The sequence below is a fragment of the Leclercia sp. LSNIH1 genome, assembly GCF_002902985.1.
Classification (GTDB): Bacteria; Pseudomonadota; Gammaproteobacteria; order Enterobacterales; family Enterobacteriaceae; genus Enterobacter.
Window position 1 is genome coordinate 3545100 of sequence record NZ_CP026167.1, and the last position, 25090, is coordinate 3570189.

At 54.3% G+C, this 25090-nt stretch carries 20 protein-coding genes and 1 pseudogene; 6 read left to right on the plus strand and 15 right to left on the minus strand.

Annotated features, from left to right (window positions below; all coding sequences use genetic code 11):
* The first annotated feature begins 218 nt into the window (after positions 1-218).
* Positions 219-632: a heat shock protein HslJ gene (hslJ, locus tag C2U54_RS17595; protein ID WP_103179823.1), complete on the plus strand. Its 414-nt coding sequence runs from the start codon at positions 219-221 to the stop codon at positions 630-632.
* Here hslJ and C2U54_RS17600 read toward each other — a convergent pair whose 3' ends face one another.
* A complete protein-coding gene (locus C2U54_RS17600; protein WP_103179824.1) occupies positions 633-899 on the minus strand; it encodes a putative hemolysin in 267 nt (88 codons plus the stop codon). It lies immediately after the preceding gene.
* Between the two features lie 267 nt (positions 900-1166).
* Between C2U54_RS17600 and nifJ the strand changes: the two genes are divergently transcribed.
* Positions 1167-4691, plus strand: coding sequence for a pyruvate:ferredoxin (flavodoxin) oxidoreductase (gene nifJ / locus C2U54_RS17605; RefSeq protein WP_103179825.1), 3525 nt, complete (start codon positions 1167-1169; stop codon positions 4689-4691).
* A 399-nt stretch (positions 4692-5090) separates the two neighbouring features.
* Positions 5091-6206, plus strand: a complete 1116-nt coding sequence (gene ompC / locus C2U54_RS17610; RefSeq protein ID WP_103179826.1) for a porin OmpC — start codon at positions 5091-5093, stop codon at positions 6204-6206.
* Positions 6207-6274: 68 nt separating this feature from the next.
* Here the strand turns inward: ompC and C2U54_RS17615 are convergent, their stop codons facing one another.
* The 3 genes from C2U54_RS17615 to C2U54_RS27770 form a co-directional block, all read right to left on the minus strand.
* The gene (locus C2U54_RS17615) at positions 6275-6697 is read right to left on the minus strand and encodes a GFA family protein (protein ID WP_103179827.1); all 423 of its coding nucleotides are present in this window, start codon (positions 6695-6697) and stop codon (positions 6275-6277) included.
* 83 nt (positions 6698-6780) lie between these two features.
* Positions 6781-7287, minus strand: a complete 507-nt coding sequence (locus C2U54_RS17620; RefSeq protein ID WP_103179828.1) for a hypothetical protein — start codon at positions 7285-7287, stop codon at positions 6781-6783.
* Positions 7288-7524: 237 nt separating this feature from the next.
* Positions 7525-7602: a hypothetical protein gene (locus tag C2U54_RS27770; RefSeq protein ID WP_225759512.1), complete on the minus strand. Its 78-nt coding sequence runs from the start codon at positions 7600-7602 to the stop codon at positions 7525-7527.
* 246 nt (positions 7603-7848) lie between these two features.
* Between C2U54_RS27770 and ttcA the strand changes: the two genes are divergently transcribed.
* A complete protein-coding gene (ttcA, locus tag C2U54_RS17625) occupies positions 7849-8784 on the plus strand; it encodes a tRNA 2-thiocytidine(32) synthetase TtcA (protein ID WP_103179829.1) in 936 nt (311 codons plus the stop codon).
* Positions 8785-8828: 44 nt separating this feature from the next.
* Here the strand turns inward: ttcA and dbpA are convergent, their stop codons facing one another.
* The 4 genes from dbpA to C2U54_RS17645 form a co-directional block, all read right to left on the minus strand.
* Positions 8829-10202, minus strand: a complete 1374-nt coding sequence (dbpA, locus tag C2U54_RS17630) for an ATP-dependent RNA helicase DbpA (protein WP_103179830.1) — start codon at positions 10200-10202, stop codon at positions 8829-8831.
* 28 nt (positions 10203-10230) lie between these two features.
* On the minus strand, positions 10231-10407 hold the full coding sequence (gene ynaL, locus C2U54_RS27975; protein WP_269776161.1) for a proline-rich small protein YnaL: 177 nt from the start codon (positions 10405-10407) through the stop codon (positions 10231-10233).
* A gap of 282 nt (positions 10408-10689) precedes the next feature.
* Positions 10690-11673 (minus strand): zinc transporter ZntB, encoded by a 984-nt coding sequence (gene zntB, locus C2U54_RS17640; protein ID WP_103179832.1) that lies wholly within the window; start codon positions 11671-11673, stop codon positions 10690-10692.
* Between the two features lie 154 nt (positions 11674-11827).
* Positions 11828-12796, minus strand: a complete 969-nt coding sequence (locus C2U54_RS17645) for a methyl-accepting chemotaxis protein (protein WP_103179833.1) — start codon at positions 12794-12796, stop codon at positions 11828-11830.
* A 693-nt stretch (positions 12797-13489) separates the two neighbouring features.
* On the opposite strand from C2U54_RS17645, the gene C2U54_RS17650 reads away from it, so the two are divergent.
* Both C2U54_RS17650 and C2U54_RS17655 read left to right on the plus strand, forming a co-directional pair.
* Positions 13490-14722: a sensor domain-containing diguanylate cyclase gene (locus C2U54_RS17650; protein WP_103179834.1), complete on the plus strand. Its 1233-nt coding sequence runs from the start codon at positions 13490-13492 to the stop codon at positions 14720-14722.
* Between the two features lie 53 nt (positions 14723-14775).
* Positions 14776-15342 carry a DJ-1/PfpI family protein gene (locus C2U54_RS17655; RefSeq protein ID WP_103181091.1) on the plus strand — a complete coding sequence of 189 codons (567 nt, stop codon included), beginning with the start codon at positions 14776-14778 and terminating at the stop codon, positions 15340-15342.
* A 79-nt stretch (positions 15343-15421) separates the two neighbouring features.
* Here the strand turns inward: C2U54_RS17655 and C2U54_RS17660 are convergent, their stop codons facing one another.
* From C2U54_RS17660 to C2U54_RS17690, 7 genes and pseudogenes are all read right to left on the minus strand, one after another.
* Entirely contained in the window at positions 15422-16657 is a 1236-nt protein-coding gene (locus C2U54_RS17660; RefSeq protein ID WP_233210453.1) for a hypothetical protein, read from the minus strand.
* Between the two features lie 2 nt (positions 16658-16659).
* Complete coding sequence (locus C2U54_RS17665) at positions 16660-16923, minus strand: PAAR domain-containing protein (protein WP_103179835.1); 264 nt, start codon at positions 16921-16923, stop codon at positions 16660-16662.
* A 169-nt stretch (positions 16924-17092) separates the two neighbouring features.
* On the minus strand, positions 17093-18130 hold the full coding sequence (locus C2U54_RS17670; protein ID WP_103179836.1) for an SEL1-like repeat protein: 1038 nt from the start codon (positions 18128-18130) through the stop codon (positions 17093-17095).
* Positions 18131-18196: 66 nt separating this feature from the next.
* Complete coding sequence (locus tag C2U54_RS17675; RefSeq protein ID WP_103179837.1) at positions 18197-19468, minus strand: SEL1-like repeat protein; 1272 nt, start codon at positions 19466-19468, stop codon at positions 18197-18199.
* On the minus strand, positions 19468-20364 hold the full coding sequence (locus C2U54_RS17680) for a phospholipase D-like domain-containing protein (RefSeq protein WP_233210454.1): 897 nt from the start codon (positions 20362-20364) through the stop codon (positions 19468-19470). The genes C2U54_RS17675 and C2U54_RS17680 overlap by 1 nt, the downstream gene beginning before the upstream one ends.
* Positions 20365-20491: 127 nt before the next feature.
* Positions 20492-23884, minus strand: a pseudogene (locus tag C2U54_RS17685) (ImcF-related family protein).
* A gap of 21 nt (positions 23885-23905) precedes the next feature.
* Positions 23906-25087, minus strand: coding sequence for a hypothetical protein (locus C2U54_RS17690; RefSeq protein WP_103179838.1), 1182 nt, complete (start codon positions 25085-25087; stop codon positions 23906-23908).
* Between the last annotated feature and the right edge of the window lie 3 nt (positions 25088-25090).

Consider the following 25090-nt stretch of genomic DNA (forward strand, 5'->3'; position numbering starts at 1 on the left):
TGGTTTACAGAGAAGCAGCGAACGCAAGGTGAACGGAACCACCTCCACCGCAACATATTATTCCGTGCATTGCCCGGCGGCGCTACGCTTGCACGGGCCTACAAACCCCAAACCCCAAACCCATCCCCCCACATTTCAGATTAACCCGCAAGACAATCCCCGCCAGCGCAATAGACTATGCATTAGCTATTTATGAAGTGAATATATTGAGAAGAAACATGAAAACGTTCGTCGCAGTAACGCTCCTCAGCATGGCGCTGACAGGCTGTGTTAACCCAGGGAAAGCCTCTGTCCAGGAAGAACAGCTCCAGCAGCACCGCTTTGTGCTGCAAAGCATCAACGGCGCCGCCGTCGCCCCGGTCACCACGCCGCCGGAAATCACCTTCGGCGAAAAAATGGCGGTCTCAGGGGTGATGTGCAACCGCTTCAGCGGCCAGGGCAAGCTCTCCGATGGCGAGCTGAAGGTCAACGATCTCGCCATGACGCGTAAGCTCTGCACCGAACCCCAGCTCAATGAACTGGATCACGCCATCGGAACGATGCTGCGCAGCGGCACAGAGGTGGATCTGACGGAAGATGTATTAACCCTGGCGACGGCCGAGACGACGCTGGTCTTCAAACGCGCAGAATAATCAGTAACTGCCGCACGATCCCACGGCAAGCGACTGTTCACTGCAGCGTTTGCCGTTAGGCAGCGCACACATGCCGATGGCGGAGCCATCCAGCTGACGCGCAACGGACAGCGAACCGCCAATCATGGCGCAATTCGCCTGGCCGGAACTGGACATCGCCGCCTTCATCCCCGGCGCGACGTGCGCGGCGGTTGCCTGCTGAACAGGTTCATTGCTGCAGGCCGACAGTAACAAAGCGGCACACCCAACCCAAAATGCTGCGCGCATAATCTCTCCCCTCGTTGAATTGCAAAACCTATGCATAATAGGCACCCCGTCCGCGTCCGTCGAGAGCGAAACCACGATTTTCCACGTTGTAAAACGTTTTGTTCGCTATTTTTACGCAAAAGTTTGATCGAGCCATTGGTAGCGTCAATAAGCAGGACACAAAAGCGAAAATCGTTTCAGCGCCCCTTTGCTAAACTCACAAGATAATTACAGGACCCGCCGATGCGTTACGGGTCCCTCTTTCTTTGCGCAATGTAAGGGTGTCATATGCAAACTATTGACGGCAATGGCGCAGTCGCGTCCGTCGCGTTTCGCACCAGTGAAGTGATCGCCATCTACCCCATTACACCCAGCTCGACCATGGCGGAACAGGCCGATGCCTGGGCCGGTAACGGGCTGAAAAACGTCTGGGGTGATACCCCTCGCGTGGTTGAGATGCAGTCGGAGGCCGGGGCGATTGCCACCGTCCACGGCGCGCTGCAGACCGGCGCGCTCTCCACCTCGTTTACGTCGTCGCAGGGTCTGCTGCTGATGATCCCGACGCTCTACAAGCTGGCGGGACAACTCACGCCATTCGTGCTGCACGTCGCGGCGCGCACTATCGCCACCCATGCCCTGTCGATTTTTGGCGATCACTCTGACGTGATGGCCGTCCGCCAGACCGGTTGCGCCCTGCTCTGCTCTGGCAGCGTGCAGGAGGCGCAGGATCTGGCACTGATTTCACATATGGCGACGCTCAAAAGCCGCGTGCCGTTTATCCACTTCTTCGACGGCTTCCGCACCTCCCACGAGATTAATAAAATTGTCTCGCTCTCAGATGAGACGATCCGCAACCTTCTTCCCCAGGCGGAGATCGATGCCCACCGCGCCCGGGCGCTGAACCCGGAGCACCCGGTGATCCGCGGCACCTCCGCTAACCCGGATACTTACTTCCAGTCCCGCGAGGCGACCAACCCGTGGTATGACGCGGTGTATGACCATGTGGACCAGGCGATGGCCGACTTTGCCGCCGCCACCGGGCGTGAGTACAAGCCGTTTGAGTATTACGGCCACCCGCAGGCAGAACGCGTGATCGTCATCATGGGGTCCGCCATCGGCACCTGTGAAGAGGTGGTGGATGAACTGCTGCGCCGGGGCGAGAAGGTGGGCGTACTGAAGGTGCGTCTCTACCGTCCGTTCTCGGCCAAACATCTGCTGGCGGTGCTGCCGGAAAGCGCGCGTTCTGTGGCGGTGCTGGACCGTACCAAAGAGCCCGGCGCGCAGGCCGAACCGCTCTATCTGGACATGATGACCGCCCTGGCGGAAGCCTTTAACGGCGGCGAGCGCGAGACGTTGCCGCGGGTGATTGGCGGGCGCTACGGGCTGTCGTCGAAAGAGTTTGGCCCGGATTGCGTGCTGGCCATCTTTAACGAGCTGAGCGCCGCGAAGCCGAAGCCGCGCTTTACCGTTGGTATCTATGACGATGTGACCAATCTGTCGCTGTCGCTACCGGAAAATACCCTGCCGTCAACCGCGAAGCTGGAAGCCCTCTTTTACGGGCTGGGTAGCGACGGCAGCGTGTCGGCGACCAAGAACAACATCAAGATCATCGGTAACTCCACGCCATGGTATGCCCAGGGCTATTTCGTCTATGACTCGAAAAAAGCCGGGGGGCTGACGGTATCCCATCTGCGCGTCAGCGAACAGCCGATCCGTTCGGCATATCTGGTGTCGCAGGCCGATTTCGTCGGCTGCCACCAGCTGCAGTTTATCGACAAATACCAGATGGCCGAGCGCCTCAAACCGGGCGGGATTTTCCTGCTCAATACCCCCTACAGCGCCGATGAGGTCTGGGCGCGCCTGCCGCAGGAAGTGCAGGCGGTGCTGAACCAGAAAAAAGCGAAGTTCTGGATCGTTAACGCGGCGAAAATCGCCCGTGAATGCGGCCTGGCGGCGCGGATTAACACCGTTATGCAGATGGCCTTTTTCCATCTGACCCACATCCTGCCCGGCGACAGCGCCCTGATGGAGCTGCAGGGGGCCATCGCCAAAAGCTACAGCAGCAAGGGCCAGGAGCTGGTGGAGCGTAACTGGCAGGCGCTGGCGCTGGCGCGGGAGTCGCTGGCGGAAGTGCCACTGCAGCCGGTCAACGCCCACAGCCCGAACCGCCCGCCGGTGGTGTCGGACGCCGCACCAGACTTTGTGAAAACCGTCACCGCCGCGATGCTGGCCGGGCTGGGCGATGCTCTGCCCGTCTCCGCCCTGCCGCCGGACGGCACCTGGCCGATGGGAACCACCCGCTGGGAAAAACGCAATATCGCTGAAGCGATCCCAATCTGGAAAGAGGAGCTGTGCACCCAGTGTAACCACTGCGTGGCGGCCTGCCCGCACTCCGCTATCCGCGCCAAAGTGGTCTCCCCTGAGGCCATGGAAGCTGCCCCCGCCAGCCTGCACTCGCTGGATGTAAAATCCCGCGACATGCGCGGCCAGAAATATGTTCTGCAGGTCGCCCCGGAAGACTGCACCGGCTGTAACCTCTGCGTGGAGGTCTGCCCGGCGAAAGACAGACAGAATCCGGAAATCAAGGCCATTAACATGATGTCGCGCCTTGAGCATGTGGAAGAGGAGAAAGTGAATTACGACTACTTCCTCGACCTGCCGGAGATCGATCGCAACAGCCTCGAGCGCATCGACATTCGCACCTCGCAGCTGATTACTCCGCTCTTCGAGTACTCCGGCGCCTGTTCCGGCTGCGGGGAGACGCCGTACATCAAGCTGCTGACCCAGCTCTATGGCGACCGGATGCTGATCGCCAATGCGACCGGCTGTTCGTCGATCTATGGCGGCAACCTGCCGTCAACGCCGTACACCACTGATGCCAACGGGCGCGGCCCGGCGTGGGCGAACTCGCTGTTCGAAGATAACGCCGAATTTGGCCTCGGCTTCCGCCTGACGGTGGATCAACACCGCGTACGGGTGATGCGTCTGCTGGAACAGTTTGCCGATACGATCCCGGCGGAGCTGAACAGCGCCCTGCACAGCGAGGCAACGCCTGATGTACGTCGTCAGCAGGTGGCCGAGCTGCGTCAGGCGCTGGCGGGCGTGGAAGGTGCAGAAGAGCTGTTAACCGATGCCGATGCGCTGGTCGAGAAATCGATCTGGCTGATTGGCGGCGACGGCTGGGCCTATGACATTGGCTTTGGCGGTCTGGACCATGTTCTCAGCCTGACCGAGAACGTGAACATTCTGGTGCTGGATACCCAGTGTTACTCCAATACCGGGGGCCAGGCCTCGAAGGCGACACCTCTGGGGGCGGTGACCAAGTTTGGCGAGCATGGCAAACGCAAGGCGCGTAAAGACCTGGGCGTCAGCATGATGATGTACGGTCATGTTTATGTGGCGCAGATCTCGCTGGGGGCACAGCTGAACCAGACGGTGAAAGCGATTCAGGAGGCGGAGGCCTATCCTGGCCCGTCGCTGATTATCGCCTACAGCCCTTGCGAAGAGCACGGATACGATCTGGCGCTGAGCCACGATCAGATGCGCCAGTTGACCGCGACGGGCTTCTGGCCGCTCTACCGCTTTGATCCGCGTCGTGCCGACGAGGGCAAACTGCCGCTGGCGCTGGATTCCCGCCCGCCGTCTGACGCGCTGGCAGAGACGCTGTTGCAGGAACAGCGGTTCCGTCGCCTCAACGCCCAGCAGCCCGAGGTGGCTGAGCAGCTGTGGAAAGACGCCGCCGCCGATCTGCAAAAACGCTATGACTTCCTGGCCCAGCTTGCCGGGAAAGCCGAAAAGTCGGCCAGCGAATAACCCGAAGCCCGGCCTGTCCGGGCTTTTCTTTACCGATAAAAAAAGCCCGCCAGAAAGTGTCTGGCGGGCGGCTCCTGTTTAGCGATAAATAACAGTACCTATATTAAAAAGTTATTTATGCGATAAACGGAAAAATAACTACAGGCATATAACACCGCTGATTTTACTGGTTTCAGGGGAGAATGGATAATTTTAGTTTTATATGGATTAATTAAACACATTCACCAAAATTATGACCATTTCTACAGCAGTAATTTCTTTAGATTTTACTTACCTGGTAACAATTATGTTTTATCGCTAAAAGAGAGAGTGATTTAGCATGGGACATCTTTCCAGCGCAGGAAGTTCCGTGGAAAGTTAAAAAATATTTAAATAAAAATAGCGTAAGGATTAGTCACAATGAAAAGAAAAGTACTGGCTCTCATGATTCCAGCTCTTTTAATGGCTGGCGCAGCAAATGCAGCAGAGGTTTATAATAAAGACGGCAATAAATTAGATCTGTACGGTAAAGTAGACGGTCTGCATTATTTCTCCGACAACAGCGGTGCTGACGGCGACCAGACCTATATCCGTATGGGCATTAAGGGCGAAACCCAGATTAACGATACCCTGACCGGCTACGGTCAGTGGGAATACAACGTCCAGGCAAACAACACGGAAGACTCTGGCAATCAGTCCTGGACCCGTCTGGCGTTTGCCGGTCTGAAAGTCGGCGATTACGGTTCATTTGATTATGGCCGTAACTACGGCGTGCTGTACGACGTGGAAGGCTGGACCGATATGCTGCCAGAGTTCGGCGGCGACTCCTACACCAAAGCCGATAACTTCATGACCGGCCGTGCGAACGGCGTTGCAACCTACCGTAACAGCGATTTCTTTGGCATGGTTGAAGGTCTGAACTTTGCCCTGCAGTACCAGGGTAACAACGAAGGCGATAATAACGGTAACGAAGGCACCAACAACGGCCGTGACGTGCGTTATGAGAACGGTGACGGCTTCGGTATCTCTACCTCCTACGACTTCGGCATGGGCCTCAGCGCAGCGGCGGCCTACACCTCTTCTGACCGTACCAACGACCAGGTGAGCAATACGACTGCGGGCGGCGACAAAGCGGATGCCTGGACCACTGGCCTGAAATATGACGCCAATAATATCTATCTGGCGGCCATGTATTCTGAAACCCGTAACATGACCCCTTATGGTGACGGTAAAAAAGCCAACACGGTAGCCAACAAAACCCAGAACTTTGAAGTTACCGCACAATACCAGTTCGATTCTGGCCTGCGTCCGGTTGTCTCTTACCTGCAGTCGAAAGGTAAAGATCTCGATAACGGCCAGGGCGATCAGGATCTGGTTAAATATGCTGAAGTGGGTGCGACTTACTACTTCAACAAAAATATGTCCACCTATGTGGATTATAAAATCAACCTGCTGGACGAAGATGACCAGTTCTATAAAGACAATGGCATCAGCACCGATGACATCGTCGCATTAGGTCTGGTTTACCAGTTCTGATGAAATGAGCCCGCGTTACGGCGCGGGCTACCTGAGACAAGATAAATGGCCTCTCTGCTGTATAGCGATCACTTCTCCGCTTTCCCCGTTGCGCTATAGCGCAGCACTCCGGCCACGCCTCCGCCGCCATCATTGGGATGAACGCGCCCTTCCATTACCAGAACCTCCGGGAAATCAAACGGCGAGACGCCTTCAATGCAGGCAACGTTAACACCATACTGATCCGGATTTGAGCGACGCTGGTGGAAAGTGTAAATCCCGCAGACAGAACAAAAATAGTGCACAGCCGTCTGGGTGTTGAAACGATACTCGGTCAGCAGCGACTCGCCCTGAATAATCGTGATACCGGATAACGGCGCCGAGACCGCAATCGCCCCACGCATCCGGCAGAATGAACAATTACAGCGGCGGATAGTATTGAACCCGTCAGAGAGCTCAACGGTGAACCGGACCGCACCGCAGTGACACTGAGCAGAAACTCTATTCGCCATTACAGGCTCCTTGCGTTAACCATGCCCTCACAGGCGGCGTGACGGCACGCCGCGTCCTGGCTAAGTGTACGCCAGGCTTCCCGTCAGCGCCGGATATATTCCTCCGCGCTCTTTTTCAGATACGCCTCCTGAAAAATCTGTTCTGAATAGGTGAGCTTCATGACGGACGATAAATAGGGGGCGTCGAGTTCGATTAAATCTTCGTCATTCTGGTATTTGGCGTATTTATCACCGGCGAAAGAGATCTGTTTTTTCACCACCACATATTTATGCGCCAGCATACTTTCGACTTCATCAAAACGGCTCTTATCCAGCTCCAGCATAATGGCGGTAATTTTTCCGCTCTTATTGAAGATCACCGCGTTATTTTTCACCCCCTCTAAACCCAGCTCCCGGTTCGGAATGGAGAATATATCGCCGTCGCTCCACTTACTGCGTCCTTCATGCAGGGACGAGGGATAGGCTTTAATAAATTGTTGTAGCGTGGTTTTACCTAACGTCAGCCCCATTGCGGTGGTGTTCGCCCGGGCGACTGAAGACATTGCGATTAAAATGAATATACTCACGATCAGTTGCCACTGTTTGCCCATCGTTATCACCTCATCGTATTAGTCTGTTTTTGCTCACCATCGTCTCTGTTACCTGGCACTCCTCAATCGTACAGGGTCAATTATTAATGGCCTATGCCTCTTTCTGGTGAGTGCACGGCACAGATACAGTACGAGTTACTGAGCGGCAGTGAGACATGTCGCGAAGGTATGTGACGGGGAAAGGCGATAAAAAAGCCACCAGTAAATACTGGTGGCGCGGGTATTACTCACGGTCAGCTATTTTTTGACGGGTTGGGGTTTTTTATCACCCGATTCCGGCGCCTCGCGCGGGTCATCTTTTTCAACATACTGCATGAGTACCTCCCGTTGTTGTGGATGGACTACTACTATAGCGTTGGTTGCCAATATACAGCCAGGCGGCAAACGGTAAAAAAACCCAACGCGTGGAACAGGATGATTACGCGCTGTAAAACGTGCTGACATTCATCGCCGTAATCCGTACCATACACGCCATACTTTTTCATGTTGACCTGCTGCCCCCCTTTTAATGGGGGAGCCGCCTGAGCTGCTTTAGCCACAAACGAATTGAGCCACTATTAAATGTCGCAAAATCAAGATATTACCAAGAAAGAACAGTATAACCTTAACAAGCTTCAGAAGCGTCTTCGCCGCAATGTGGGTGAAGCCATTGCCGATTACAACATGATTGAAGAAGGCGACCGCATCATGGTCTGCCTGTCTGGCGGCAAAGACAGCTACACCTTGCTCGAAATTTTGCGCAATCTTCAGCAAAGCGCGCCGGTCAATTTTTCGTTAGTGGCCGTCAATCTGGATCAGAAGCAGCCGGGCTTCCCGGAGCATATCCTGCCGGAATATCTGGAGAAGCTGGGCGTCGAATATAAGATTGTTGAAGAGAACACCTACGGCATCGTTAAAGAGAAGATCCCGGAAGGGAAAACCACCTGCTCGCTCTGCTCTCGCCTGCGCCGCGGCATTCTTTACCGTACCGCGACCGAGCTGGGTGCAACCAAGATCGCTCTGGGTCACCACCGCGATGACATTTTACAGACGCTGTTCCTGAACATGTTCTACGGCGGCAAAATGAAGGGTATGCCACCGAAGCTGATGAGCGACGACGGGAAGCACATTGTGATCCGCCCGCTCGCCTACTGCCGCGAAAAGGATATCGAACGTTTTGCCGAGGCCAAAGCCTTCCCGATCATTCCGTGCAACCTGTGCGGCTCACAGCCAAACCTGCAGCGTCAGGTGATTGCCGACATGCTGCGTGACTGGGATAAACGCTATCCTGGCCTAATCGAAACCATGTTCAGCGCAATGCAGAATGTGGTGCCTTCGCACCTCTGCGATATCAACCTGTTTGATTTCAAAGGAATTCAGCACGGTTCTGAAGTGGTAAACGGCGGCGATCTGGCGTTTGACCGCGAAGAGATCCCGATGAAACCGGCGGGCTGGCAGCCTGAAGAGGATGACACCCAGCTTGATGAGATGCGCCTGAACGTTATCGAAGTGAAATGATTTTTAAGCGTCTCAGCATCCACGCTGAGACGCTTCCCGCCCGCTTATTTCAGCAGACGAACCCGGCAGCTTTTGCCTTTAATCTTGCCGTTTTGCAGCTGTTTCCACGCTTTCTGCGCCACAGACTGACGCACCGCCACATACACGTGCGCCGGATGCACCGCGATTTTACCAATGTCTGCCCCGTCCAGCCCGATATCACCGGTCAGCGCCCCCAGTACATCGCCGGGACGCATTTTGGCTTTTTTACCGCCGTCGATACAGAGCGTTGCCATCTCTGCCGCCAGCGGCGTAATGGTGACGTTAGCCGGGGCATCAACCCAGTTCAGTTTGATTTGCAGCATTTCCGCCAGGATGTTGGCACGCTGTGCCTCTTCCGGCGCGCAGAAACTGATCGCCAGGCCGCTGTTACCGGCTCGCGCGGTACGGCCAATACGATGAACATGTACTTCCGGGTCCCAGGCCAGCTCGAAGTTCACCACCAGCTCCAGGGATTTAATGTCCAGGCCGCGGGCGGCGACGTCGGTGGCGACCAGCACGCGGGCACTGCCGTTGGCGAAACGTACCAGGGTCTGGTCACGGTCGCGCTGCTCAAGATCGCCATGCAGCGCCAGGGCGCTCTGTCCCGCCTCGGCCAGCGCATCGCATACCGCCTGGCAATCCTTTTTGGTGTTACAGAACACCACGCAGGAGGCAGGCTGGTGAATGCTGAGCAGTTTTTGCAGCAGCGGGATTTTGCCCCGCTGGGTGGTATCGAAGAACTGCTGCTCAATGGCGGGCAGCGCGTCCACAGAATCAATTTCAATGGCGAGCGGATTTTGCTGCACGCGTCCGCTAATGGCGGCGATCGCCTCCGGCCAGGTAGCGGAGAAGAGCAACGTCTGGCGCGTTGGCGGCGCAAAGCGGGTCACTTCATCAATGGCGTCGCTAAAGCCCATGTCGAGCATCCGGTCGGCTTCATCCAGCACCAGAGTTTGCAGCGCATCAAGCGAGACGGTGCCTTTCTGCAGGTGGTCGAGCAAACGCCCCGGCGTAGCAACAATAATGTGCGGGGCATGCTGCAAAGAGTCACGCTGTGCCCCGAACGGCTGTCCGCCGCAGAGGGTCAAAATTTTGGTGTTTGGCAGAAAACGCGCCAGACGACGTAACTCTCCTGCGACCTGATCCGCCAGCTCGCGCGTCGGGCAAAGTACCAGCGACTGCGTCTGGAACAGCGTGGCGTCAATCTGCTGTAACAGCCCAAGACCGAAGGCAGCCGTTTTACCGCTGCCGGTTTTGGCCTGTACACGGACGTCGCGTCCTTCCAGGATCGCTGGCAGCGCGGCAGCCTGTACAGGGGTCATGGTCAGATAACCCAACTCGTTCAGGTTATCGAGTTGGGCGGCAGGCAGTACGTTCAGCGTTGAAAAAGCAGTCACAGTTATTCTCGCGGTAAAAGACTCACAGTCAGCAGGCGCGTATCCTCGCAGATCTCCGCCTCTGATGCGACATTTTAATCGGCACTTCGTCCGGTGGTGGATCCGGCATCGGTTGTGGGCGTGGAATCGGATCGGGAACCGGCACCGGATCAGTAGGCACCGGGTCCGATTGCCGCAGGGGTTGCAGCAGCAGTGATAAAAGCATGGCCATATAACCCTCCAGAAGAACGCGTTTGTCTCTTTTAGGTTAGTCGCTGCTGAGTTGCAGGCAAAAAAAAGCCGACTTATTTAAGTCGGCGTCGTACGAATCAATTTTGCTATGCAGTAATTCAAAAAAGGAAGTAAGACAATATGGAGCGCAACGCCCATCGCTTGACGTTGCATTCACCTGCGGAAGAGATATTGCACCTTATGGGTAAATCGTTTTTTGACTTCGCTCAATTAAAATAGCGTTTTAAGAAATTCATGGCGTCGAAAAAATGTAAATTTACAACCATTTACTGCGATGCAACCACCATGCAACACCACCAATCAAAACGACTAACATGATGCAAAACAGTGAGAAGCCGAAGCGGAAATCGCCGCCGGGGATCCCCCCCAGGTTGACGCCAAACAGGCCTGTCAGGAAGGTGCTGGGAAGAAAGACCATCGCCATCAACGACATGGTGTAGGTTCTGCGCGAGAGCGACTCCTGCATCACCTGCGAAATTTCATCGGTCATGACTGCCGTTCGTGCGATACAGGCGTCAATTTCATCCAGCCCGCGCCCCAGTCGCTCGGCGATATCCTGCATTCTGCGACGGTGATCGTCACTCATCCAGGGAAACCGTTCGCTCGCCAGCCGGGCATAGACATCCCGCTGAGGCGCCATATAGCGGCGCATAACAATCAGCTGCTTTCTTAATAACGCCAGAAAACCGCGGGGGGGGATTTGCTGGTCGATGAGATTATCTTCCAGATCGATAATCTTATCGTGCAGCTCTTCGATAAACTCGCTGGCATGATCGGTCAGCGCGTCGCAGACGTCCACCAGCCAGCCTCCACAATCTTGCGGACCGGTGCCCTCTTTTAAATCGCCGACGACATCATCCAGCGCCAGCACTTTGCGCTGCCGGGTCGAGACAATAAGCCGCTCGTCCATATAGAGGCGCATCGCCACCAGCTGGTCCGGGCGCTCATCGGTGCTGCCGTTAATGCAGCGCAGCGTAATCAGTGTCCCCTCGCCCATGCGGGTGACGCGAGGCCGCAGGCTCTCCCCGGCCAGCGCGTCGCGCACGTTATTGGGTAACAACGGCGTAGAGGCCAGCCAGTTGGCGCTCTCCGGGTGGGTATAGTTCAGATGTAGCCAGCAGGGATGCTGCTGATCGATAGTATCGTCGTCGGTGAGCGGCCGCGCCCCGCCTTTTCCATCCAGTAACCACGCAAATACTGCGTCAGGAACGTTAACTTCCGATCCTTTTATGCCTTCCACAGCGCCTCCGCCAGTAGCCTTTCTTTGCTGTCAGTCTAGCCACCCTGCCAGCTTAAGCAATATTTTCTCCCGGCATCGCGCTGAATTTATTCATAAAAGAGATTAATCCGGTTCCCTGGACACGATGAGAAAGCCTGGCGAACCAGGCTTATTATCAGGCTCGTACGGGTAAGGCTCCACCCTCGTACAGGGGCGCCGTGGATGCCGCTTCCAGACGGAAGTTACGGGTACGGGTTTGCAGTTCAACAACCTGATTTTTCAGCACGGCTGATGAACCCGACAGCTCTTCAACCATCACCACGTTACTCTGGGTCACCTGCTCCAGGTCGCTCAACGCCTGGGTGATCTGGACGATGCCCTTTTCCTGCTCGTCGGTAGAGGTGGAGATCTCATCCATCAGTTTGCTGACCTGCCCGGAGCCGCTGACGATGTCGTGCATGTTTTTCTCAGCCTCCGCTACCACCATCGCCCCCTGACTGACGTTGCTGCTGGTGATGTCAATGAGTGACTTGATATTTTTAGCCGCTTCGGCGCTGCGATGCGCCAGGCTACGAACCTCACCCGCCACGACGGAGAAGCCTTTACCATGATCCCCCGCGCGGGCGGCTTCAACCGCGGCATTCAGCGCCAGAATGTTGGTCTGGAAGGCGATACCATCAATCAGCGTGATGATCTCCGTCATCTGCTGGGCACACTCAGTAATGGAGTGCATGTTGTTGGCAACCTGCCCCATCAGCGCGCCACCTTTTTTTGCCTGAAGCGTGGCGGCACTGGCCTTTTCATTGGCCAGTCGGGTGTTATCTGCCGTATTTTTAGTGGTGGCGGCCATCTGTTCCATGCTGGCGGAGGTCTGAATCAGGGACGCCGACTGTAGCTCGGTTTTAGCGGCCAGCGCCGTGCTGCGGGCGGCGAGCTGTTCCGACAGGGTCATTGCGGTATGGGAAGAAGAGCGGATCTCCCGCACCAGCGTAGCGAGATTGCTGGACAACGTATTGATTCCTGGGATCAACCGGCCTGCACAGTTATTACCAAATTCAGGGATGCTCACCCCCAGGTTGCCCGAGATAACCTCTTCGATGCTCCTTTTCACGGTGTTGATTGGCACAACCAGATATTGCGTCATGTAAACCCACAGAAAAACCCACGCGACGAGAAATAAAGAGTTTAGCAAAATTAACAAAGATGTTTGCGGTGCTAAAAATATAACCAGGCCATCAATAACGATAAACACAACTAGCAGATAACTCAGAATAAAAGTCCTCACACTTATATTTCTAAGCATAATAGATCCTACAGCGGTATTTTCAGAAGGTAATCACTATATAGCATTCAGTTTTTATTTTTTCACTCTGATTTCGCAGAGGCAAAGTTTTAATATTTAACATTTTATAATTTGCGTTAGGGAGAAACATAATTTCACAAACACTCCTGTAAACAAATACGCTTTCAAAATCAGCCTGCTCTTATGACCATTAGCGCTACAAATGGTTGGTATCGCTATTTAAACCTTTATACTTAAGCCACAAATCAGTTTCGACAGAGAATATTTAGCTATGCTTAAATAACGTAGCGTGAATAACAAAAATTGTATTAATGCTTTTAACAGCAGCGATCTGATAGTGAATTAAACAGTTGGTTTCACGTGACAGCGGCGAATGAAAATTTACCAGTTGGTAAATTTAATACGAAATTCATACGGATATCACAAAAAAATCCTGTCCGATCGGATGAACTAGAGTATGTTTCAGAGAAGCCCACGCGTACCGCTCCGTCGTGGTCCTCAGGTATTTGAAGTGCCAATAAATGAGACTGACCTATGTCGCCTTCAGGGTTTGATGCACTGGACATGCTTAGAACGCCCGTATGGTTGGTATCCCCGGTAACGGAGGATGTGCTGTTCGCCAATACGGCAGCCAAAATGCTCATGCAGAATGCGACGCTGGATGTCATGCGTAAAGGCGTTTGCTCGGCCCATGCGCAGGCGACGCTTGCGATGTATGTTCCCGATTTAAAGGCACGTCAGGAGATCGTCGAAGTCTGGAGCGTGCGGGTCGATGACCAGCCAACCAGCCTTACCTGTCACCTCTCGTTGGCCGTTTTTGACACGATCGGTGAGGTGATTGTCTTCGAAGGCGTCGCCCGACAGCCGGTAACGGGACTTAAAGCCACTCGCTCAGGCACCTATCAGCGCAAGAAACAGGGCTTCTACGCCCGCTTTTTCCAGACCAACAGCGCCCCGATGCTGTTAATCGACCCTGCCCGCGACGGCCTGATTGTGGATGCGAATCTCGCAGCCCTCAATTTTTATGGCTACAGCCACGAAGAGATGTGCAGCAAGCACACCTGGGAGATCAACACGCTGGGACGCAATATTATGCCGGTGATGATGGAGATCGCGCGCCTGCCCGGCGGCCATAAACCGCTCAACTTTATCCATCGCCTTGCCGACGGAACGACCCGGCACGTACAAACCTATGCCGGCCCCATTGAGATATACGGCGATAAGCTGATGCTCTGCATCATTCATGATATCACCGAGCAAAAACGGCTTGAGCAGGAGCTGGAACACGCCGCGCTGCGCGACTCGCTTACCGGGCTGCTCAACCGCCGCCAGTTTTATCACCTCACCGATCAAACCTCACCAAACCATCTGCCGGCACAGCAGGAGTTCAGTCTGTTGCTGGTGGATACCGATCATTTTAAGCGTATCAACGATCTGTTTGGGCATCAGAAAGGCGATGAGTTGTTGATTGCCCTCGCGCGGATGCTGGAAAGCGGTAGCCGTAAAGATGATTACGTGTTCCGCTGGGGCGGCGAGGAGTTTGTCCTGCTGCTGCCCCGCACGTCAATGGATGCGGCCATGCAGATCGCAGAGACCCTGCGCACGGCAATCGCCCGCATTGCCATTCCCGGTCTACCCCGCTTTACTGTAAGTATTGGCGTTGCGCGGCATAACCCGGACGAGAGTATCGACGATCTGTTTAAGCGCGTGGACGATGCGCTCTATCGCGCGAAAAATGATGGTCGTAACAAAGTGCTGGCGGCGTAACTGCGCCTGCTGGCGTCCTCTGTTTTTCACTTTATTTTTGAGGAGTGGTGATGATGAGCAAGAAGATCCTGATGCTGGTAGGCGATTACGCGGAAGATTATGAAACCATGGTCCCCTTTCAGGCTTTGCAGATGATTGGCCATCAGGTTGATGCGGTCTGCCCTGATAAAGCTAAAGGCGATTTTATCATGACGGCGATCCATGATTTTGACGGTGCCCAGACCTACAGCGAAAAGCCCGGCCACCGCTTTGTTCTCAATGCCGATTTTACTACGGCGAAAGAGGCAGATTACGATGCCCTGTTAATTCCCGGCGGACGCGCGCCGGAATATTTACGCCTGAATGAGAAGGTACTCGAACTGGTGCGGGCCTTTGACAAGGCAGGTAAGCCGATTGCCGCCGTTTGCCACGGCCCACAGCTGCTGGCTGCCGCTGGCGTTCTTAAAGGACGAACCTGTAGCGCCTACCCGGCCTGCGCGCCAGAGGTCCGCCTCAGCGGTGGCGAGTATGCCGATATTGGCATCGACCAGGCGCACGTCGACGGCAATCTGGTTACCGCGCCCGCCTGGCCTGCCCATCCGCAGTGGCTGGCAAAATTTGCTGAGGTATTGCAGCAGTAAGCGGCTAAAGAGAGCCGTGACAGGCTGGTGGTTTCAGGCCAGCCTGTCGATATAGTTATTAATTGCTGACATCCATTTTTTAGCTCTTTATTTCAGAAGCAGATGTCACCATCGTCACCCACAATGGTCGGTCAACGACGCCTTCGCCACTTATAGTAAGCTGCGGTTTACCCTCGGAAATGTGTTCAACTGCACACGCAATCACTGACCAGGGTGCAGCAGGACCAGGATAGCCCAGGCTAGTGTCCAGATTGTACAAATCCTGTCCTATGTTTACAGGGCTCGACATGGCCATCAGTCCTGTAGCGATAGCCTGATTCCACTTCGCATTAACCCCTACCAGCCAGCCCACTGAAACGTCTTTAGCCTGGATCGGAACCCAATCTAACGCGCGTTCAAGCGCATAATGAAAATCTTCATTACTCATCCCATGCATACGCTCCGGGCGATGTAAGAGAGCTAGCGGCTTCAGGCTATCAGCTTCCTGTGGATGGCTTCTCAGCAATAAACCAACCACAACCTCTGCTGTCCCTTCAATCTCTTCGGGGGCCACCTGCACCGCGACGATCAATAACATCGCCCGGCTATCCATATTACCGTCCAGCCATTCATCCACCACCTCAAGCCCTCTGCCTTCAATATACGTTACTGGTTGCCGGATCTGGCTTGCAGCCCAGCACCGGTGCCAGATTAACTGTATCTGACGTTGAGACAATCGACTGTTGCTCTCCACAAGCACTGTGAGGGGTATATCGGCTGGAACAGATGCGAGCGCGTGACTCATTTCCTCGAGGGTATCACTTAATTCTCTACTCAAAAGCTGTTCTGGCGTCTCGTCATCAATAAGAGCCAGCCGGCTATGACGTTTACCTTCATCACTTTGCCAGGAGGCTTGAGTTCTTAAAGCCTGATTCTTACCCTGCAGAGCCTTCCTTTGCATTTGGCCATCTCTATCGCCATGCTCACGCAGAGCAGTGCGCAGACTGACATCTAAAACAGCCAGGCAACGTCGCCCCCTTTGGATTTGGTGTTGAAGAATTTGTTCACGTACTTCATTACTCCCATCAGCCGTTGCTTGTACTCCTCTATACCAGACGATGCGTACCAACAGCAGGCTCATCCAAATCAGGGCTGGAAATACAAGCGCCGTTTCCCAAAACTCTGCTGCATCAATTACAGATTTCCCTTGGTTGTTCAGAATTGCCCAGGCCGTACCGACCAGGCATCCGCCCAGCAGTAATAACAGCCATAGCCACCATTTGGGCAATTCGGGCTGGGGAGCGGGTGCAGGAATTTGTTTCAGATTTACAGGCATATTTAACGTACCGCCGCTTGTGGCAAGCTGGAAATTAACTGGCAGCCACAAGCGCACCGGTGGCCATGGAATGCAACGGGTACACCGTGATCCATAAAAGTGGGATGCCCTTCAGCAATAACATTTTGTCCATGACCTATGATTGGGCAAAATACAGGATCCCCCAACCGCGCCACGCCGATGCCCCCAAATTTCATATTAAGGGAGCCACTTAGCACTTTACCGCCACCGGTATGCGTATCGCCTATACGAATGATTCCTTTCATGGGTTTACTCCCCTTAGTTGCGTTAACAACGCTGCGATCGCTTACTGCTCATAATAAAGAGCAGTAAGTGATGCATTTGTTTTGGATAAAAATCGATTAGCTGCAGAAACGCATAGCCGCTTATGGAGCTCAACTTGCCGCTGCGACACAGCAGCCGGGCTAGGCTGGTTTAGTCGAAATCAGGGGATTCGGGCAGCGGCCTGCCCGTCTCCGGGTTGAGCTGCTTCGCTTTCGCCAGCGCCGCTATCAGCGCCGCGCTGGGTTTTGGCGGTGGCACATTGGCCTTCCACGCTTCCAGCCATTTAAGTCTGCCATCCCACTCCGGGAGCGGCGCGGGGGGGAGTGGAACGATATCATTGATTTCCGGAACCGTAGGGTGGGCCCAGGAATACTTCGCCAGCACTTTGCCTATCTGCTCGTAGCGCCGGGCACGCTCCGGATCTTTTTCTAATGCCAGATAAAACAGTCTGTCCGTTGGTTCGGGGCCGGCAAAACCGTGCCCCAGGAAACCCGCAGAACCTGAGTCTCCCGCTCTCACCCCCAACTGGAATGCCTCAACTGCCTCCGGATATTTTTTCTCAATCGCAAGCATATTGCCTAATGAATTAGCCGCTTTCCCCTCACCCTGCTTAGCAGCACAGTAGAGCATCTGCATGGCTATCTGTGGTGCCATTTTTGCCGGAGAAAGTTTTTCACCGATATAAGCCTGTGCCTGAGGGTTACCCTCATCCGCTGCCTTGCGATAGTAGCGCAGCGCCATCTCCGGATCCTGCGCCAGTCCTGCCGCACCGTGCTCCAGATAGATGGCAATAAAGTAGTATCCGGTCGCTATGTTCGCATCAATCAGTTGCTGACTCAGGCGCAGACGCTCATGACTGCTCAGCGAAAAACGCCCGCGCAGCGCTCCGTTCTGCAGGTTGATACTGGCTTTGTAATGCCCGTTTTCTGCTGCAATACGGTACAGGCGCGCAATTTCCGCATCCACATCTTTATCCCGGTTGATCAGGTTGTTTTTCTGCAACCAGCGGGCATAGTTAAACAGCACATCAGCATCTGCTTCAGGAATAATCTGGTGTTTACAGGTAAACGCAAGCCGGGGGTTAATATCGGTCAGCGGGTTCATGGGCGCATTCCTGTAGGTCATGCTCTGGTCACAGGCGACCAGTAACAGGCAGCCCAGCACTGTCTGTATGACTGTCCTTTTCATCCCTCTCACTCTCTTTCCCTAATGTCAGTGCATTAACGCCAGCGATAACTCGCTGCCGGAAGAGTCTTACGCCTCGCCCACCAGACGCCAGTCCACCGGTCTTTCCTCCCGGAGCCACTTATCCTGCAGCGGCCAGGGGCGTGAACGAAACATCTCCACCGCCTGTGTCGGCATCACAGTACCCTCGCGGAAGTAACGGATAGTGTTATCAGCGGAGCCATCATGGGGTATCCATGCCGGCTGCCAGTAGCCGCTTTTGGGGCACGGTTCACCGCTGCGGCACATCAGCTGCGCCACGCTGTCCTTCTCAAAATCCGGGGATTCGGGCAGCGGCCTGCCCGTCTCCGGGTTGAGCTGCTTCGCTTTCGCCAGCGCCGCTATCAGCGCCGCGCTGGGTTTTGGCGGTGGCACATTGGCCTTCCACGCTTCCAGCCATTTAAGTTTTCCGTCCCACTCAGGGAGCGGCGCAGGGGGGAGAGGTACGATATCATTGATTTCCGGAACCGTAGGGTGGGCCCAGGAGTATTTTGCCAGCACTTTGCCTATCTGCTCGTAACGCCGGGCACGCTCGTCGTCTTTTGGCAGGCCCAGATAGTACAGAGTATTTGTTGGTTCGGGGCCGGCAAAACCGTGCTCCATGAAACTGGCTGAACCTGAATCTCCTGCTGCAACTCCTAGCTGGAATGCCTCAACGGCTTCCGGATATTTATCATCAATTGCAAGCATTATTCCTAATGATTTAGCAGCTTTCCCTGCACCCTGCTTAGCAGCACAGTAGAGCATCTGCATGGCTATCTGTGGTGCCATTTTTGCCGGAGAAAGTTTTTCACCGATATAAGCCTGTGCCTGAGGGTTACCCTCATCCGCCGCCTTGCGGTAATAGCGCAGCGCCATCTCCGGATCCTGCGCCAGTCCTGCCGCACCGTGCTCCAGATAGATGGCAATAAAGTAGTATCCGGTCGCTATTTTTGCATCGATCAGTTGCTGGCTCAGGCGCAGACGCTCAGGACTGCTCAGCGAAAAACGCCCGCGCAGTGCCCCGTTCTGCAGGTTGATACTGGCTTTGTAATGCCCGTTTTCTGCCGCAATACGGTACAGGCGCGCAATTTCTACATCCACCGTTTTATCCCGGTTAATCAGATTGTTTTTCTGCAACCAACGGGCATAGTTAAACAGCACATCTGCATCAGCATCTGCTTCAGGAATAATCTGGTGTTTACAGGTAAACGCCAGCCGGGCGTTAATATCGGTCAGCGGGTCCATGGGCGCATCCTTGTGGGTATTGTTCTGGTCACAGGCGACCAGAAGCAGGCAGAATAAAATTAAGAGTCGTTTCATCAGTCCAGGTCACTCAGCGTCGGTTTGTTATAGAAGAATTTAATCAGTGAAGCTTCGGGACGTTTTTTTCCTGAGCCCTGATATTTTTCATTTTTATCCAGAAGATCCCCCCATTCCTTAAATGCCTTCGCCGGATCATCCTGCCCCCCTTTCCCATTAGTATGCAGATTCCATAACCGCCGCCGTAAATCCCGCGTCACGCTAGCCCACTCATGAGCAATATTCATTTCACTGTCCACCTGCATACTGCGCGTATTGATATTGGCTGAGCCATGTGTGGTAAACACATCATTCACAATCATTAATTTGGAATGAATATAAACAGGCATCCATTCATCCGCCGGCGAGTCTGGTGCGACTAATGAACAGATATGAACCTTCAAGCCGGGGCGTTCTTCAGGCAGTATCTCACTGTTTTGAATTTCATCCGCCCTCTTTTTAAAATCAGCAATTTTCTCACTTACCTCGCGGTTATATTTATGTATTTCGCCCGGGTCGATATACCCAGGCGCACTACTGAACCTTTCTTTACTAAGTTGGCCGACCTTACGCAGTCTGGTCACTTCAGGAATAGTATTAGCCTGGCCGAGCGTCTCCAGCATGCGCTGGGTATTAACGGTTCCGGCGCCAATACCTTCATCTGTTACGTTAGTCACAACAAAAAGATATAATTCGCGTCCCGCTTTACTCTGTCTTTCCGCAATCTGATTAATCAGTTCCGCCAGCGGCGGCCAGCGGAAATACTGATTTTCGATATAGATAAATTGTGTCGCATTATTCACCGCCTTCAGATAGAGCGTCTCAATATCCTGTTTCCCTGCCTGCGCCTGAGTTCGTAATAACTGTGCCAGTAATGGAGTGCCGTAATCAGGTCTTGGTTTCAGATTTTTAGCCACAACAGCAGCATTGCGGATAGTCAGCAGATCCTGACCGGTTTCTTTATACCACGCCGTGGCAAAATTATGGTGAAGATGCTCCAGAATCGGGCCGGTGACCTGGCTGGAAATATCCTGCCGCGGCAGTTTACCATTCTGTCTGTAAACCAGTTACTGATGCCCTGACGCTGAATATGGCTTTCGGAAGAGTGAAGTTACGTAACTTCAGCAGCGCCAACGGCCCTTCGCCAGCCTCGGTTCGCAGGGTATAGTTCAACGGCCTGCCGTCGTGCGCTCGCCAGCTCAGACTCCAGCTGCTTCCCGATCCGGCATAACGACTTACGGTGGCCTGATCAAGCAGGCGAATCCAACCCCAGACGCCGGACATGTCAGCATACTGCCGTGTTCCGGCCTGGGTGCTTACCCAGCTGAGGGCCGCACCTGGACCCTCTGTATCAGCAGGCCAGTTAATCCTTTTCCAGGTGGGCATCTGATTCATATAGGTGAGCTTCTGGCTGTCGATCACCAGCGTGGTTTGCATAATGCCATCGGCCGTACCGGGGCGAAGCTCAAACGACAGCCCGGCCTCCCCTCGAGTAAACACCACATCAGAAATGTGGCTCAGGGTATCCACTGCCTGTAAGAATTCCGGATTAAAGGTCAGGCCCTGAGCGTTGATGCTGTCCGGTACCCAGTGACTCCCCTCTTTATGGAGCACGCCATTAAGTCGGGTCTGCAAAAAGCGGGTGATACGCCCGGAATCGGCATTAAGGTATTTCGCCAACAAAGGAAGCGACACCTCGCCGCTCGCATCTTTAAACGGATATCGTCCACCAAAAGCCGTATTCCAGTCATTTACCACTGCACTTTGCCACTGCGAGTTAAGGCTTTCTGCTGCAGGCGTCAGTACCTGTTGCCAGGCCTGCTCCATCGGACGCACAAATACCGTCTGCCCGAAACCACTCCACTCCTGGCCGAGCCCCGCCGCCACCAGACTGCCGTAATCGCGGGTTTCGGTTAAATCCACCGCCTTACCCTGAAACACGGTCTGCGCCAGTGCCTGGGTCATCGCCTGCGGGTCAGCAGCATTGGTCACCTGCTGAAGGCGCAGGCGCACCTGAGTCACGCGGGTGAGGAAGGTCTGCAGGTTCAGACTGCTGGTCTGTGTTCCCCCCTCGCGATTGTCCATCAGCGCCAGCACCGGGCCGAAGGTGGCATCCAGTGGACCGTGCGTACCCCCGCTCTGGTCAATGACTGGCTGTTTATCACTGCCCAGAAGGTGTTTAGCGGATTTCACCAGTGAATCCGCTATCGCTTCACCGGTCTCTCCGGCGCGTCCCTGAACGTTAAGAGTATTCATCAGCGCCACCAGTGGAGACTGACGGACATCCGCCATCAGGGTGAGTTGGTCAATAGCATCTGACAGGGTGGCTACTTTTCGAAGCCGCAGGCTGTTGAGAAAATCCAGCCAGGCGCCGCTGTAATCCGCGAAATAGCGTGCCGTCAGGCGTTGTTTCAGCGCCTCCGGCGAGACCTGCTGCGTCATGCGTTGCTGGCTGTCACTCAGCACCCAGTCCATTTCTTCGCGACGTTCCTTTACTATCTTATCGATGGCGGGCAGTACCGCTTCGTCCCAGGCCTGTCGGGTAAACATCCCCGGTACGACCCCATCGGTGGTGAACAGGCGCGACGCCTCCGTGTCGCCGGTCATGTCAGCCAGACGCATATCGGCATACTGGTTCGCCACCTGCGCGAGCATCTTCTGGTAGAGCGTGGACTCGCTGTTGCGCCTCCCCATCTGGCGTATTAACAGGGTGCGGGCCTGGCTGACCAGCATGTCGTCGGCATGCAGACGCCACTGAGGATGTGACATGAGGCTGGCGCCGTAAAAGGCCAGCAGCGACGGCCCTCAGCCCTGCCAGACGCTGCCTGTCACGCCTGAACGCTGCGGCCAGTCGTGCATCAGCGTAGCGGAGAACCACGCGGCGTCCATTTTTTCCGGACGTGCGAGCATCAGATAAAGTTTTAACTGGTCGTAAGCGGATTTTGCCAGCCTTTCACGCAGCGGGCTTTCTGGAGGGAGTTGCACGAATGCATACAGCTCCTGGTGAAGATGCTTTGCAGCCGCATCGCGCAATAGCGGCTGTGCCAGTTCCCCGTAGCGCGGATAGAGTGCCGACAGCAGAGCATTGTTCTGGCTCAGGCCGCCACGGGTGTACCAGGGTACGCCGTGCTGTGATCGGTATTCCAGCCGGGCAAGGGTCTTCTGTAGTTCAGTCAGGGCCTGCAAACGTGCTACCGGCGGCTGCTTTTCTGCCGACGCCTTCTGCAGTTGCTCCTGTGCAGTTGCCACCAGGCTGCGGTTGGCAATAAATGAGACAGCCATCGACGCGCCCCAAAGGAGGAGCAGAGCAGCAGCGGTGAGGGCATATGCCTTCGTCCAGGAAAACCCCGTTTTCTGCGCCTGTAGTCCAGCGGGTAAAGAGAGAACAGAATCCTGAATGATATCCCAGCGGTTATCACGTCCCCAGTGATGTTTCACGCTGCGTTCACCGCCGACAGTCGCCGGGCTGAAGATCACGCCGGCCAGCGGCAGCGGACGGTACGGATTAACCAGCACTGATAACGGCTCCGCTACCGTTTCCGGTTTACGGGTAAGCTGGTCGGCCAGGCTGAGCAGGAAATGATATTGTGGGTCAGTGCATGCCTGCTGTATCCCCTGCCCGGTCAGGTGCGGTATCAATCCGGCCAGTTGTGCGGCGAGCGTCTGCGGAGAGCATTTTGCGGGCAACAGGCAGCCCACTGGCTGAGTGATGCGTCCCGGCTGGTCACCGGAACAGGAATGCAGCGACCAGACATACAGGGGAAGTTTCCAGCCCAAGACTACATAGCGGCGGCTCAGGGCATGGGATAGTAAATCCATGGTGTCCAGTGAGAGTGCGGGACTCGCGCTGCCCTCTATATCTGGCAGTCTGTCCAGACCTGACGTCACCCAAACCATACCGTCCGCGGGGCGACGGCGCAGTTTACGTAGAGCAATCAGCCAGTCGGAATCCAGATGGGTCGCCGGATCACCCCCCCACAGCAACAGTGTTCCCTGATCTTCCTGCCAGAGTTCCTGCGTGAGTTTTGGGGTGAGCCGCTCAATATCAACCACGCTTCCGGTAACGAGCAAAATACGGGTTTTGCGTGACCATGTGCGACCGTAAATATGGCGAAGATACAGACGAATACTCTTGAGCTCCTCATTGTATTTGCCCACTTGAGCAGATAATAAATCGTCCCGATGAGGTCTTTTGCCTGACAATTCCCGGAGTTGCTGGATAAAGCTCTGTGAGATGAACCACTGCCCCAGCCGGGCAAATACATCGTCAAAGAACAGAATAAATAAACAAGCACCAGCTACAGCCAGCGATAAAGCCAGTTTTTCCTCTGTAGTAATAAGATGAACGAGAGGGTTTTCAATCCAGATAAGAAAGCCACCGACGACCACAATCAGCAGGATAATTAACCATGAACTGAGGCGCTTTTTCTTTTTCACATCGCTTTCCTTTGCGTAAGATTAAGCGGGACGGACAATCACCATTTGTATGGTTTTAGCGTCAGCTATCAGCCATTGAGCCAACCCTGAAACAGTAGCGTGCTCACAAGCGCAAATTAACATGATGTTGCCTACAGCCGTCCCCGGTTTGCCAAAAACATCATCCAAAATCATTTCTCCTTTCTTTCCTTTCAAATAGCCCTGCTTATCCATTGATTGAAGAAGGTTAACCAGCACATCGCCATTTACCTGCGAGCGCCATAAATACCAGGGTGAATCGGGGGTCATCTTTCCCCAGCAAGCCACATCAGTAACAGATTCGTCATTCCTATCAACAACAACCGGACGATGTATCCAAATTTGCGGCTTTGTGTGCTGCCGCTCCAGCCATGAGGGAGATGCCAGCAATAGGGCAGATACTGATTCCGCTTGTTGATTGCGGGGCTGGAGAAACAAATTGATCTCAATGGAAAGAACAAGCGATGCATCTTTCCTGTCAAGCCATTCATCTATCCACATCACTCCATCGTTATGCTTAACAATATTGACTCTATGTACAGCAACTGATGCCGGAAATATCTTTTGCCAGATATCGAGAATATGTTCATTGTCCAGCGTGCCATCATGAAGAAGGCGGACAGACAGATTACCGGTAAACTGAAGCAACTCAGCATTCAGTTGGCTGACAACATGTTTAAGTAATGACTCAAGCCGTGACTGATATCCTGTTTCAAGGAATATTGTTAATGGAGGAGAAAGTGAGGCCGTAGTCAGCACCGACTGGTGGGTCAGAGAATACTGTGTCTGAAGGGCTGTCCCACCTCGTAAAAGCGCTACAAAAAGTTTGTTACTGGCAATCGGTGTAACATAGCTCATTCCCAGTACGCCAACTGCTCGTTGACCCAGAATAATTTGCTCGTCATACTGTTTCTGATGTAAATGATTCCACCAAAGTATGCCATCGCGTTTGTTCTCATAGTGCCGCAACCGGATAATGTAACCTGCCAGCCCAAAAGCGAAAGGGGTCACCAGCGTACAGTACCAGAACCAGGCAGAATGCGTGGATAGCCCCCTGGGCCAGAGATAAAGCGCCAGTGTTGCCCCCGCAACCACACATAATGCAATTACGATTAACCAGCGCGACTTATCCGGAGGAAGAGGTAGCTGCTTCATCTTCGGGTTTTGTTTAAGATCAACTGGCATAAA